The sequence below is a fragment of the Streptomyces sp. NPDC048600 genome, from assembly GCF_055587025.1.
This window is the reverse complement of record NZ_JBVJGZ010000005.1, coordinates 217343-230543: the sequence shown is the minus strand read 5'-3', so window position 1 is coordinate 230543 and position 13201 is coordinate 217343. Positions and strand designations below refer to the sequence as shown.

The window sequence follows — 13201 nt, the reverse complement described above, 5'->3', positions numbered from 1 at the left end:
CGCAGGGAGTGCGGGAGCCGCCCCCCCCCCCCCAGGGCAAGGGGGGGTTGGGGTCGGCGAGAGAACAAAAAATCTGGCCCCCCCCCCCGCCCCCCCCCCCCCCCCCCCCGGTCCCCGGTGCGGGTACCGCAAGGAATCCCGCTCCCGTGCCCGCACTCCCCATCCGCGGGTCCGGTCGCGTGTCACGCGTTCCGTGCGGTCCCCGGTCTAGAACGCGAAGACTCCCGAGCCGTAGGAGGCCTTCACGCAGTCGTTGGCGAAGGTGCGCTCGTAGGAGACGCGCTGTCCTTGCCAGACGCCGTCCACGGTGATCACCACCGGGTCCCATTGCCGGGTACACATCACGCCCTCGATGCTGCGCAGCGCGCTGAGGTCGCCACCTGCCGCGCGCAGGTCGGAGCAGGCCGGGGCGGCCGCCGGATGGGTGCCGGAGGCCGTCGGCGCGCAGGTGAGCGTGACGGCCCTTTCCGGGGTGACGCTGAGCGCCGTCTCGCCGTGGCCCACCGTGAGCACGAGGGCCGACGGGGCGTACAGCGACGCAGGTGCGCTGCCGGGGGAGGCTTGGCCGGCCCCGGTCAGGGGCCCGGCGAGGGCGCCGGCGGTGAGGCCGAGGACTGCTGCCCAGCGCGCGGTGTTCCGCATTGTGTGCATCCTTCCGCTCGATTCGGAGATGCCGGACGGGTCCCGGGTTCGGGCTCGAACCGGCGAGCGCCACTCTGCCGGGGACGCAGCCGGATGACACATCGAACCCACGGGTTTCGGTAACCTTGCGTGTTGAAACAGTGGCGTGAAGTCACGGAATCGAGCGTTCCAAACCCCGATTCGTCCGCTCGATGATCATCTGGAGTGGCCGAATGACCGGTTTTTTTACTCTAGGTAATCGGCTGGAAACATTCCGGATCCATCTCCGAAAGACCCCTCCGGGACCCCTTGTGTTCATGGAAGCCGCGAGTAATCGTCATTACATGATTACGAAGCAGCACGAGGAACTGCGCGGCTGGTTCGCCGGCCGTCTGCCCGACGGCCTCTTCGAGGAGCTGACCGAGGTCTCGGTCGACCGCGAGGAGATCACCGTCATCGGGCGGGTCCCGGAACCCCGGCTGGGCGAGGGCGCCTCGCCCGCGGAGCGGGAGGCCGCCGTCCAGGGCCGCATCGAGGAGTTCCGGGAGCGCACCAGGGAGGACCGGATGGCGGTCGCCCGGGAGGCGGAGCACCGGTTCCGCCGGAAGGTGGCCTGGGGTGTCGAGTGCGGTGAGGAGCGGGTGCTGTTCACGCACCTCGCCGTACCGGTGATGACACGCCTGCGGCAGAGCGAGCGTCAGGTGCTCGACACGCTGGTCGCCGCCGGCGTGGCCCGCAGCCGCAGCGACGCCCTCGCCTGGTGCGTACGCCTGGTCCGCCGCCACACCGACGACTGGCTCACAGAACTCCGCGACTCCCTGGAACACGTCCAGGAAGTCCGCGACCGAGGCCCGGACACCCCCTGAGGCGCCCCCAGGAGCACAGGGAACCCCACCGAGAAGACGCCGGCACTGCCACCACGGTCAGGGGCGCGGGGAACCTGACCCCAAAGACGCCGACAACACGACCGCCCTCAGGGGCGCGGGGAACTGCGCGACCAGCCACACACCCACCCGGCACCCGGCCACGAACACCAAGCCCGCACAACAGCCGCCGTGCGCGGGCCACGCAGCCCCCCACCCCGAAAACACCGACAACACGACCGCCCTCAGGGGCGCGGGGAACTGCGCGACCAGCCACACACCGACCGGCACCGGGCCACGAACACCAAGCCCGGCACCAGGGCACGCACAAGCCCCGCGCCCCGCAGGGCCGTGCGTCAGCGCGTCATGCCCGCCGAACGGACCGACGCCGTGGCGGGAGCCTGACGAGGAGCCGGAAGCCACCGCTGGGCCGACGAGCCGTCACGGACCTTGACGACGATGTCGGCACCCGCGTCACCGGTCGTCGCGGCCAGAGCCAGCCGCTTGTCCCAGAGCGGCACGAACTCACCCGCGTCGGTGAGCTCGTAACGGACGTCGTCCCCGCGCAGAGAGCCGCGGTCGGCGCAGACCGCGAGGATGGCCACGCCCGCGTCCATGTGCGAGTCCAGGCACAGCCCCGGCTCCGTCACACTGCGCAGCAGCCCGTCCGCGGCGTAGGACCACAGCTGGGTGCGGGCGGCGGAACAGTCCGCCAGCCCGACCCCGGCACCCGCCCGCGCCTCTCCCTCGACGTCGAGGCAGAGACCCGCGCCCGCGTTGAGCAGGCCGGAGCGGCCGGGCGCGGAGAGACCCGCGCTGTCGGGCGAGGTGGGCGCGCCCGACGGGTCCGGGGAACCGTCGCCCGACGGATCGCTGCCGCTCGCGCCGGTGGAGGCCATCGGCTCGGTGCCGCCGCCGCTCCCCCACAGCCCGGCCCCGAGCAGGATCGCCAGGATGCCCGCGGACGCGAGCCCGACTCCGGTGAGCAGGGCGCGCGGTGAGCGCCCGTCACCGGGAGCCGCACGGCGGCCGCCGGGGCCCTGCGCGCGGGACAGCACCCGGTGCCGGGCGGCCCCGGAGCGGGTCCGGCCGGCACCGTGCCGGGCGGCGTCGCGCCGGGTGGCGTCGCGCCGGCGGGGAACCTGCCGGCCGCGCCCCGGGCGGGACTCGACGTAGCGGTGGGCGCCCCAGCCGAGCACGGCCTCGGCGAGAAGATCGCCCAGGCCGCCCTCGAAATGGCTCAGCTGCTCCGCCGCCGCACGGCAGTAGCGGCACTCCGCGAGATGCTTGCGCACATCCGGGAGCAACGACCCGCCGCGCCGGATCGGGATGTCCAGAAGGCGGTTGTGGAAACGGCATTCGTTTGTCGGGGAGAGTTCACGATGGGTACGGACCAATCCCTCCCGGAGTTTTTCACGCGCCTGTTCGACGGCCGCCGCGGCGACTTCGGCGTCCATGCCGAGCAGCGCCGCGGGAACGCCGACGGCTTCCGCCTCGACCTCGGTGTGCCACAGCAGGCACTGGTCGACCGGCGGCAGGGCCAGGAATGCGCGTTCGGTGAGCCGGCGGTTTTCCGGCGGCCCCGGCGAGGCCGTGCGCATGCCGCGGCCGCCGGCGGGTTTGCGAAGTCCCGGCAGAACGGCGGATATCCGTTCCTCGGTGGCCCACAGCCGCACGGTGTCCCGTACGGCGACGAGCAGCCGGGGGCGCAGGACGACGCCGGGTTCGCCGAGCGTCAGACGGTCGAGGAGCTGATGGACGGCCGCGCCGGTGACCATGGCGGCGGCCGGCCCCGAGTCCGCGAGACAGATGGCCGCGTACTCGTACGCGGGTCGCCAGTGTCGCGCGATCAGCAGGGCGGTGGAACGGGAGACGTCGTCGTCCGGGCTGCCCCGCAGACGTCCGGCGAGCAACTCGTCGGATTCTCCGGGAAACGCGCCGGGCGGCGGGTAGGGCGGACGGGGAGGGTGGGGGGTGGGTGGCACTGAAACGGATTCCTTCCCACGCGTATGCGACGCACGAGGAGTTCGGCCGACTGAAAAAAGAGCCCGGACACCGGGCGCTTCACCCTTGCACAGCGAACTCAGGGCCAACAAGGCACTTGGGGAACATCCGTATCACTGAAAGAAAGTCAGGACGCGTTTTCCCCAGGACTTACGTACGGCATACGCTCACCGAATCGCACTGCTTTTCGCCATTCCGAGCGCCCCGTGTGAAAGGGACGCACGCGCCGGCCGGCCGCGCACGCTCCCGGCCGCCGGGGACGAGGAGTGGACTGGGTACCGGCCTACTCGGCAGGCCCCGCGCGGGACGGCGGCTCTCCCGTGCGAAACGGCCGCCGGCCCCGTTTCTCCCGCCCTCGGCCGGCGGCCCCGAGCGACCGGCCGGGAGCGGTGGCCTCCACGGGACCGGCGGCCCACCGCCGCGAAGGGCGCCCGGCTCCTCATATCTGCCAGGAACGCAGCCGGTCGGCGGCCCCGTAGACGTCCGTCTTGCCGTCGATCAGATCGCGGGCGAGGTCGACCAGCGTCCCGTACGGCGGGTCGATGCCGACGCCGCTGACGAACATGTAGGCCACCGCGGTCGCGCAGGCGAAGCGCGCGTTGGCCGCGGGCAGCGGCTTGAGCAGGGCGATGGTGTGCAGCAGGGCGGCGGCGCGCCAGGCGGGGTCGGAGTCGACGCCCAGCCGGGGCGGGTCCACCCGGTGCCGGGCGACGGCGGCGACCAGCGCGGAGAAGTCGTTGATCGTGGGCTGCTCGGGCAGCACTTCCTCATGGCGCTGGAGCAGCCAGGGCACGTCGATGTGGACGACGGGCGTCATGACTCAGACGCCCCGCCGCGCGCCCCCGGCGGGCACCTCGTCCTCGGGGAAGGCCGCGGCGAACTCGTCGGCGTGGGAGGAGAAGAAGCGGCGGAACGCCTCCGCCCCCTCCTTGAGCGCGCGGTGCCGGGCGATGTCGGCCGCGGCGGCCTCACGGACGAGGGCCTTCATCGACGTACCGCGCTCCTTGGCGATCTGCCGCAGGTCCTCCAGCTCGCGCTCGCTGAACTCCACATTGAGGGCTGGCATGACGACACGGTACCGCTCGGGTACTCGACCGTAAATAGACCCAGGTCAGAAGCGTTCCGAGACGGTACCGTGCGCGGTGTGCGGCCGGGCGGTCCGGTCAGGTCTGGTCGGCGACGAAGGACGCCATCCGGGCCAGGGCCGCGTTCCAGTTGACGGTGTGCTCGTTCGTCGACCACGACTGGATGTCGTCGATGTAGCAGAACTGGCCTACGCAGCCCTGGAGCCTGCTCTGTGCGAACGGGTCCTGGATGCTGGAGTTGGGCCCGCCCGCGAGGGTGCCGCGCGGCGGACTCGGCTGGCTCGCGTCGAGCTGACGGGCGTACCAGCGGGCGTGCTGGTTGCGGGAGCTGACCTCGCCGTAACCGGTCACGTACGACAGGTTCAGCGCGTTGCGGCCGAGGACGTAGTCCATGGCCTGGAGCGCGCCGTCACGGTACTTGGCCGCACCGGTGAGGTCGTACGCGGTGGCCAGCACGACCGCGTTGTTGAGGACCTGGTGGTTGGAGCCCCAGTCGTAGATGTTGCCGTCCGGGGCGTACGGCATGCCGTACGGATGCGCCCGGAGCGTGGCCAGATAGCGATCGGCGCCCCGCACCACCGACTGGCGCACCTTGTCCCGGCCGGGCAGCCTGCTCGGCACGAGCGCCAGGTCCAGGCGGCCGGCCGCCCCGGTGCGGGCCCAGTCGAAGCCGAGCGGGCCGAACAGGTCGGCGGTGTGCACGGGCGAGGCGAGGACGTGGTCGGCGAACTGCTTCTCGCCGGTGCTGAGATAGAGCTCCGCCGCCGCCCAGTAGAACTCGTCGGTGACGTTCGAGTCGGCGTAGGTGCCGCCGCCGATGCCGTCGCTCTCCGAGGCGTAGCGGTCGGGGTGCGCGAGCGCGGCGGCCCATGCCTTGCGCGCGGCCGACAGGGCCTCGGCCGCGAAGCGGGCGTCGTAGGGCTTGTACAGGCGCGCCGCCTGGGCCGCGGTCGCGGCGAGGTTGAGGGTCGCGGCGGTGGAGGGCGGGTGCAGTTCACGCTTCTGCGGGTCGGCGTGCGGCATCAGCGGCAGGCCCGTCCACTGCTCGTCGTGGATCTTGTGGTGGGCCATGCCGGCCAGCGGCTGCCCGTCCGGCACCTGCATCTTCAGCAGGAACTCCAGTTCCCAGCGCGCCTCGTCGAGGATGTCGGGGACCTTGTTGCCGCTCTCGGGGACGGTGAGCGAGCCGTCGCCGAGGGGTGCCCGCTCGCCGGTCCGGGCCAGCCCGGCGCGTTCGTAGGTGCTGAGCAGCTCCCAGGTGGAGATGCCGCCGTTGACGACGTACTTGCCGTGGTCGCCGGCGTCGTACCAGCCGCCCGTGACGTCGAGGGTGTAGTCGCACACGCCGGGCCGGCAGGGCACGGCGGTGTCGCCCTGGTTCGGTGCCGTGCCGACGTGTCCGGCCGGGCGGGCGTAGCCGGGGCGCAGGTCGTCGCGGATCTCGATGCCGCTGCGCTGGGTGTAGTAGTACTTCAGCGCGTCCGTCCGCAGCTGCCGGTAGGCGGCCGTGCCCAGGTCGAAGGGGCGGCTGGCCTCGCCGTCGGCGACGAGGGTGAGGTCCTGGCCCGCCCGGCGGTAGGCGCCGAAGTCGATCGAGTGGACGTTCTGCCCGGAGGAGGCGTCCGTCCCGCGCGGCACGGTCCAGCCCTGCGCCACCACCGCTCCGGCGGCGTCCTTGAGCTCCCAGGGCAGCCGCGCAGTCGCGTCGGTGACGAGCGTGGCGTTCTTGGGCCCGGCGGGCAGATAGCCGGCCTGGTTCACCCGCACCCGTGGCCCGGTGTCCGGCTCGTACACCTCCGGGGGTACGCCGCCCAGCAGCGAGACGTCGTCCATGCAGAACCGCCAGGGCTCCGCGCCGCCGCCGACCTGGAAGGCGACCTGCGCCTGCGGGGTGTCCACGGGCGAGGTGAAGGTGTACGCGTAGGAGTTCCCGGAGACGCTCAGCTGCGGCGTCACCTCGAACCAGGTGTCGTACGGCGCGGTCGACAGTCCCACGATCGCGCGCACCGCATGGCCCTCGGGGGTGCCGGTGGCGCTGAAGGAGAACCGGTAGGTCTCGCCCTTCACGAGGGTCACGTCGTTCTGGCCGACGGCGGCGTCCCAGGGGTTGGCGGTCCCGCCGGGCACGTCGGCGCACAGACGTCCGTCCGACAGTCCTGCGGTGACGTCGGCCGAGGCCCACCAGGGTTCGGTCACGGTGTCGAAGGTGCCGTTCCTGAGCTGTTCGGCCTCCTCGGCCGCGGCGGACGGCGCGGGCAGGGCGGTGAGGGCGGTGGCCAGCAGCGCGGTGAGGGGCAACAGGGCTGTTCTGCGTCGGATCACGGCTCGGCTCCTTGAGTCACGTCGAGGAGGTGCGGTGGGGCTCGGCAGCGATGGGAGCGCTCCCAAAAGTACGGTCGGGCACATGCTTGTGGCTGGCATGACACCCCGTCAACCGTGCGGACACGATGAGGCGTCGGGCCTGCGCCGTCCGGGCCGGGGGACGACGCGTCATCGCGTCCGCCGCCCCGGCGCCCGGACGGCGCCCCGCCGCCCGGGCCTCCCGCCGCCGCTCAGACCAGCCAGCGGCCGTCGCGCATCAGCTCACGGCCGGTCATCTCCTCGACCTCCCGCCAGGCCTGCACCCGGCGCGGGGTGACCCGGAACCAGCGGTACGGCGTGGTCAGGGTGCGCGGGTCGAACCCGGTCCGGGCGGCGAAGCGGTCGCCCCGCTCGGACGGCAGGGCGTCGAGGGGCAGCACCTCCGCCTCGCCCTCGATCATGGACACGTCGCGGGTGTGACCGAGGCTCAGCCGGGCGACCCCTGCGGTGGCCAGGTTGGTGCCGGTGGGGCTGTCGGCCGGGGTGGCGAGCAGCAGCGCCTCGCCGTCCCAGTCGAAGGACAGCGGGACCAGGTGCGGTACTCCGTCCACGGAGGCGGTCGCCACCCAGACGTCGACGTCGTGGGCGAGGCGGTGCTCGGTGTCACGGCGGCGCTGGTCACGGGTGCGGGGTGCGGCGTTGCTCATGGGTCCTCCTTCGGCCGGGCTCGTGCTCAAAGCCTCTCTCCGCAAAGGTCGTTGCCGCCTCCGTGGCGACCACGGAAAGACGCCACGGATAATGATCGAATGTCCACGCCTGCCGTCTCCGCCCGGGAAGCCGAAGTCCTCACGCTGCTCGGCGAGCATCTGAGCAACGCCGAGATCGCCGCGCGGTTGTTCATCTCCGTGCGCACCGTCGAGTCCCATGTCTCCTCACTGCTCCGGAAGTTGGAACTCCCGGACCGCAGGGCGCTGTCCCGTCGGGCGGGTGAGCGGCGGTCGCTCACGGCGCCCGCCCTGCCCGCGCCGCTGACCGCGTTCGTCGGACGGACGCGCGAGCGCGCGGAGTTGGCCGCGGCGCTGAGGGCGCACCGCCAGGTGACCGCCGTGGGTCCGGGCGGGGTGGGCAAGACACGGCTGGCGCTGGCGGTGGCGGCGGACCTGGCCCGCGAGTTCGCGGACGGGGTGTGGTTCGTCGACCTGGTCCCGGTCACCGATCCCGCCCGGGTGGGCGCGGCCGTCGCAGCCGCCCTCGGCGTGGGCGAGCAGCCCGGACGCGGCATCGACGAGGCCGCCGCGGCGGCGCTCGAGGACCGGCGGGCACTGCTCGTGCTGGACAACTGCGAGCAGGTGCGCGAAGGCGTGGCGCCCTTCGTGGAACGACTGCTGGCGTCCTGCCCGCGGCTACGGGTGCTGCTGACCTCGCGGGCCCGGCTGACGGTGCCGTTCGAGCGGGTCTTCCCGGTGCCGCCGCTGTCCAGCGACGGCGTCGACGGGTCGGACGCGGTCGCGCTGTTCCTGGAGCGGGCGGCGGCGGTCGGCCGGTCGCCCGGCCCGGCGGCACGGGAACGGGTCGTGGCCCTGTGCGACCGGCTCGGTGGCATGGCACTGGCCATCGAGCTGGCGGCGGCCCGGCTGCCCTCGCTCGGGCTCGACGGACTCACGGCCGGTCTCTCGGACCAGTTGCGCGTCCTGTCCGGCGGCTCCCGGGCCGACGACCGGCACCGGTCGGTGCGCGCGGTGCTGGACTGGAGTCACGAGCTGCTGGCGCCCGAGGACCGGGCGCTGCTGCGCCGGGTGTCGGTGTTCGTGGTGCCGTTCTCTGCGGACGCGGCGGCGGAGGTGGCCAGCTTCGCCCCGCTGGAGCGGGCCCGGGTCGCCGAGGGGCTGGCCCGGCTCGCCGAGCAGAGCCTGCTGGTGGTGACGTCGGCCGGGGACGGCACCCGCTACCAGGCGCTGGAGACCATCCGGCAGTACGGCGGGCACCGGCTCGACGAGACCGGGGAGCGCGACGGCGTCCGGTCCCGGCACACGGCCTGGTGCCTGGCCGCCGCGACCGCGCTCGGGGAGGGCGAGGGACCGGACTGGCGGGCCCGCTTCGACGCCGTGGCGGACGATCTGCGCTCCGCGCTCGCCTGGGCCGCCACGCACCCGGACCACCGCGCCGAGGCCCGTCGCCTCGCCCTCTCCCTGGCCGGGCTCGCCTTCACCCGGACCCTGCTCGGCGAGGCGCAGGAACGGTACGAGCAGGCGGCCCAGCTGACGGGCGACGAGGCGGGGACCGCGGGCGGCGCACGGGAGCGGGCCGAGTCGCTGCGGCAGGCCGCCGCGGTCGCCGGGTGCCGCAGGCTCGGGGACGACATGCTGCGGCTTCTGCGCGCCGCCGCCGAGGCCGCTCGGACGGCCGGGGACACCGCGGGCGCGGGCCGCGATCTGGCGGCGGCCGCCACCGTCGCGTACCGCTTCTCCAGCACGTTCGCCCAGGTCCCGGCACGGGACGAGGTGACGGCGCTGCTGACGCGGGCGCGTGAGCTGTCCGGCGCCGATCCGGAGGCGGAGGCGGCCGTGGAGCTGGCCGTGGCCGCGGTGGTGACCGACGCGTTCGGTTCGGTCCAGGGCGACACCGACAACACCGTGAGCGAGACGGTCGAGCAGGCCGGGCTGGCGGTCCGGCTCGCCCGCCGCACGGGCGACCCGGTGGCCGAGTCGGCCGCGCTGGACGCGCTGTCCGGCGCCCGGAGCTGGGACGGCGACCCGTTCGGCGCCGCGTCCGCCGCACGGCAGCGCCTCGACGTGCTGGCCTCGGCCCCGCCGGGACCGGCCGCCGCGCACGAGCTGATGGACGCCCTCGCCATGGCCGCCGGGACCGCCGTGGGCACGGGCCGGCTGCCCGAGGCCCGGCGCTGGGGACGGCGGCTCGCGGAGCATCCGCTGCTCGCCGAGGTGGGGCATCACGCCACGTCGTGGCTGCTGGTCGCGGACGCGTTCGCCGGGCACGGCGAGGAGGTGCTCACCGGCGGGGCGCGGTTCCTGGACGCCTGGGAACGCAGCGGCCGGCCGAGGTCCTTCTCCCTCGGGCCCGCCGCCGCGGCCGTCGCGGCGGTGCACGGTCTGCGCGGCGACCACGACGCCCGTTCCTCCTGGCTCGCCGTCGTCGGCCGCGCGGGCAACGCCCCCGAGCACCGGCACGGCTACGGCGCGGTCCTCGACGCCGTCGTCCTGCTGCACGAGGGCGACACGGACGCCGCCCTGGAGCGGGTCGCCCCGGAGCCGGAGGAGGTGTGGAAGTGGGTGTCCTGGGTGTGGCTGCACTGGTACGTGGCCGTGCGCGCGGAGGCGGCCGTGCTGGCCGGGGACCCTTCGGCCAGGTCCCGGATCGACGCGGCGCGCGGGACGGTCGCGGGCAACCCGGTCGCCACCGCCCAGGTCGACCGGGCCGAGGCGCTGCTGACCGGCGACCTGCCCCGGCTCCTCGCCGCCGGGGCCGCGCTGGAGGCGGCCGGCAGCCCCTACCAGGCGGCTCGGACCCTGCTGCTTGCCGGGGGCACGCATCCGGCGGCGGGCCGGTCCGCGCTGGCCGGACTCGGTCTCGGCCCTGGCGCGGGCCCGGTCGGCTGAGGCACGCTACGAGTCGTGCCGGCCGCGCGAGCCGCTCCGGCCCGGCACGCGCCTTCCACCCGGCCCGGCCGCGCCCTGCCCCCGTTCGCCGGAACGGCCGGAACCACTAGGCTGGAACGGAAGAGACGCACCCGTTGACCAAGAGTGGGCGCGATGGAGTTGCGACGATGAGCCTGGTCTACCCGTTCGACGAGGCCGCGACGGCCCGGGTTGTCATCGCCGAGGACGGCACGCTGGCCTCGTGGAACGAGGGAGCCCGACGGCTGCTCGGCTGGACCGAGGCCGAGATCCTGGGCAAGCCCGCCCGGGACCTCGTCGCCGACGTGGCCCCCCAGATCCGCAGCGACCGCTGGTACGGCTCCGTCCCCCTGCGCCACCGCGACGGCCGTACGGTCGTGGTGTGGCTGCTCGTGCACCATCAGTGGCATCCGAAGAGCGGGCCGGCGCACTGGCTCGTCGTCTCCCCTCTGGAGCGCCCCACCGCGGGACCGCCCGGCGACCCGCTGGAGGTGTCGGTGCTGGCCCAGACCCCGTGCGCGCTGGCCGTGTACGACGAGCATCTGCGGCTGCATTCGGTCAACGACGCCATGGCCCGCACCCTCGGTCTGCCCCAGGAGGAGATCCGGGGTCTCAGGCTGTCCGAGATCGGCGGGAAACCGCAGAGCGAGGAGCTGGAGAGGAACGCGCTGGAGGTGCTCTCCAGCGGTCTGCCCCGCGATGTCCAGACGTATCTGCGCACCGGCGGCGAGGAGGAGGCGCACGCCTGGCTGGCCCGGATGACCCCGGTCATGGACGGCACGGGCCGGGTGCGCGGGGTGTGCATGGCGGCCCACGACTTCACCGACAGCTACCTCGCCCGTGAGCGGCTCCAGCTGGTCAACGAGGCGAGCGTACGGATCGGCAGCACCCTCGACGTGGCCCGCACGGCGCAGGAACTGGCCGACGTGTGCGTACCCGCGCTGGCCGACTTCGTCAGTGTCGACCTGCTGGACGCCGACGAGCAGAGCGGCGACCCGCCGACCCGGGTGACCGTGCCCGTCGGGCTGCGCCGGATCGCCCATCAGTCGGTGAACCCGGGCAGCCCCGAGGCCGTCGTCGAACCCGGGGAGTTCGACACCTACCCGGCCTCCTCGCCGCAGGCCGACTCGCTCGTCGCGGGCCGCACCACCGTCGCCTCGGTGGCGGGCGGCAACCTGGACCAGTGGCTGGCCCGCTCCCGGGCGCGCCGCGAACGCGTCCAGGAGTACGGCATCCACTCCACGATGTCCGTGCCCATCCAGGCCCGGGGCACCACGCTGGGCGTCGCGGTGCTCACCCGTTTCCGACGGCCCGACCCGTTCACCCCCGACGACGTGCTGCTGGCCGAGGAGGTCACGGCACGCGCGGCGGTGTGCATCGACAACGCCCGCCGCTTCTCGCGGGAGCGGGAGACGGCCCTCGCCCTGCAGCGCAGCCTGCTCCCCCGCCGGCTGCCGCGCACGGCCGCCGTCGACGCGGCCTCCCGCTATCTCCCGGCCGCGCGGGCCGGGGTGGGCGGCGACTGGTTCGACGTCATACCGCTGTCGGGCATGCGGGTGGCGATGGTCGTCGGCGACGTCGTGGGGCACGGGGTGCAGGCCTCGGCCACGATGGGGCGGCTGCGCACCGCGGTCCGTACGCTCGCCGACATCGACCTCGCCCCCGACGAGCTGCTCACCCATCTCGACGATCTCGTCGTCCGGCTCTCGGAGGACGGCGGCGGCGAGGCAGGCAGACCCGGCGAGGTGGGCGCCACCTGTGTGTACGCGGTGTACGACCCGGTGTCGCGCAGGTGCACGCTGGCGCGGGCCGGGCATCCCGCGCCGGTGATGCTCCAGCCCGGCGGCGCGGCGCACGAGGTGGAGCTGCCCGCGGGGCCGCCGCTCGGGGTGGGCGGGCTGCCGTTCGAGTCCACCGAGCTGTATCTGCCCGAGGGCACGCTGCTCGCCTTCTACACCAACGGCCTGATCTGGTCCCGCGACCGGGACGCCGAGCTCGGCAGGCGCCTGCTGCGCGAGGCGCTCGACGGGCACACCGGGTCCCTGGACGCGACCTGCGACCGGGCCCTCGCCGCGCTGCTGCCGCCGGACGGCATCGCCGACGACGTCGCCCTGCTGCTGGCGGGCACCCGGGGGCTGCCCGCGGGCCGCGTCGCCACCTGGGACATCCCGGCCGACCCCGCGCTGGTCGCGCCGATCCGCAGGCAGGTCGGCGAGCAGCTGGCGACCTGGCGGCTGGAGGAGGTGTCGTTCACCGCCGAACTGGTGGTCAGCGAGCTCGTCACCAACGCCATCCGCTACGGCGCCCGGCCGATCCGGCTGCGGCTCATCCACGACACGGACACCCTCATCTGCGAGGTCTCCGACACCAGCCACACCGCGCCGCACCTGCGCCGGGCCAAGACCTGGGACGAGGGGGGCCGGGGCCTGCTGCTCGTCGCCCAGCTCACCCAGCGCTGGGGCAGCCGGCACACGGCCGACGGCAAGACGATCTGGGCGGAACTCGGCGTGCTGGACGAGGACGCCACCCCGGGCATCACGCCGTAGCGCCGACGGCCAGGGCCGTTCTGATGGATCTCCGCGACGCCGCGGAGATCCCGCGGGAACGCCCCCGGGGGCCATGTCTCGGGGGGTCCGCACCCGCTCCCCACCCCAACCCAGACCCCCGGCGGACCCCCCAAAACCAGAACCGC

Annotated in this window: 9 protein-coding genes; 3 read left to right on the top strand and 6 right to left on the bottom strand. The window is 74.0% G+C overall.

Annotation, left to right across the window (positions count from 1 at the left end):
- Positions 1–207: 207 nt before the first annotated feature.
- Positions 208–642 (bottom strand): subtilase-type protease inhibitor, encoded by a 435-nt coding sequence (locus ACZ6SQ_RS09100; RefSeq protein WP_469558346.1) that lies wholly within the window; start codon positions 640–642, stop codon positions 208–210.
- A 323-nt stretch (positions 643–965) separates the two neighbouring features.
- On the opposite strand from ACZ6SQ_RS09100, the gene ACZ6SQ_RS09095 reads away from it, so the two are divergent.
- Complete coding sequence (locus ACZ6SQ_RS09095; RefSeq protein ID WP_469558343.1) at positions 966–1487, top strand: hypothetical protein; 522 nt, start codon at positions 966–968, stop codon at positions 1485–1487.
- Positions 1488–1840: 353 nt separating this feature from the next.
- Here the strand turns inward: ACZ6SQ_RS09095 and ACZ6SQ_RS09090 are convergent, their stop codons facing one another.
- From ACZ6SQ_RS09090 to ACZ6SQ_RS09070, 5 genes are all read right to left on the bottom strand, one after another.
- Positions 1841–3469: an RICIN domain-containing protein gene (locus ACZ6SQ_RS09090; protein WP_469558341.1), complete on the bottom strand. Its 1629-nt coding sequence runs from the start codon at positions 3467–3469 to the stop codon at positions 1841–1843.
- Positions 3470–3927: 458 nt separating this feature from the next.
- Positions 3928–4305: a toxin Doc gene (locus ACZ6SQ_RS09085; protein ID WP_386380066.1), complete on the bottom strand. Its 378-nt coding sequence runs from the start codon at positions 4303–4305 to the stop codon at positions 3928–3930.
- 3 nt (positions 4306–4308) lie between these two features.
- Positions 4309–4554 carry a hypothetical protein gene (locus tag ACZ6SQ_RS09080; RefSeq protein ID WP_386380065.1) on the bottom strand — a complete coding sequence of 82 codons (246 nt, stop codon included), beginning with the start codon at positions 4552–4554 and terminating at the stop codon, positions 4309–4311.
- A 97-nt stretch (positions 4555–4651) separates the two neighbouring features.
- Positions 4652–6895: a glycoside hydrolase family 9 protein gene (locus ACZ6SQ_RS09075; RefSeq protein WP_469558337.1), complete on the bottom strand. Its 2244-nt coding sequence runs from the start codon at positions 6893–6895 to the stop codon at positions 4652–4654.
- Positions 6896–7125: 230 nt separating this feature from the next.
- A complete protein-coding gene (locus ACZ6SQ_RS09070; protein ID WP_469558335.1) occupies positions 7126–7581 on the bottom strand; it encodes a pyridoxamine 5'-phosphate oxidase family protein in 456 nt (151 codons plus the stop codon).
- 99 nt (positions 7582–7680) lie between these two features.
- Here ACZ6SQ_RS09070 and ACZ6SQ_RS09065 point away from each other — a divergent pair, with 99 nt between their 5' ends.
- Together ACZ6SQ_RS09065 and ACZ6SQ_RS09060 are read left to right on the top strand one after the other, a co-directional pair.
- Positions 7681–10491: an ATP-binding protein gene (locus ACZ6SQ_RS09065; RefSeq protein WP_469558333.1), complete on the top strand. Its 2811-nt coding sequence runs from the start codon at positions 7681–7683 to the stop codon at positions 10489–10491.
- Between the two features lie 167 nt (positions 10492–10658).
- Positions 10659–13055 (top strand): SpoIIE family protein phosphatase, encoded by a 2397-nt coding sequence (locus ACZ6SQ_RS09060; protein ID WP_469558330.1) that lies wholly within the window; start codon positions 10659–10661, stop codon positions 13053–13055.
- The last annotated feature ends 146 nt before the right edge of the window (positions 13056–13201 follow it).

Excerpts from the sequence above, each read along its gene's own strand:
- ACZ6SQ_RS09100 (WP_469558346.1), bottom strand. The coding sequence starts at position 642 with ATGCGGAACACCGCGCGCTGGGCAGCAGTCCTCGGCCTCACCGCCGGC.
- ACZ6SQ_RS09095 (WP_469558343.1), top strand. The coding sequence starts at position 966 with ATGATTACGAAGCAGCACGAGGAACTGCGCGGCTGGTTCGCCGGCCGT.
- ACZ6SQ_RS09085 (WP_386380066.1), bottom strand. The coding sequence starts at position 4,305 with ATGACGCCCGTCGTCCACATCGACGTGCCCTGGCTGCTCCAGCGCCAT.
- ACZ6SQ_RS09080 (WP_386380065.1), bottom strand. The coding sequence starts at position 4,554 with ATGCCAGCCCTCAATGTGGAGTTCAGCGAGCGCGAGCTGGAGGACCTG.
- ACZ6SQ_RS09070 (WP_469558335.1), bottom strand. The coding sequence starts at position 7,581 with ATGAGCAACGCCGCACCCCGCACCCGTGACCAGCGCCGCCGTGACACC.
- ACZ6SQ_RS09065 (WP_469558333.1), top strand. The coding sequence starts at position 7,681 with ATGTCCACGCCTGCCGTCTCCGCCCGGGAAGCCGAAGTCCTCACGCTG.
- ACZ6SQ_RS09060 (WP_469558330.1), top strand. The coding sequence starts at position 10,659 with ATGAGCCTGGTCTACCCGTTCGACGAGGCCGCGACGGCCCGGGTTGTC.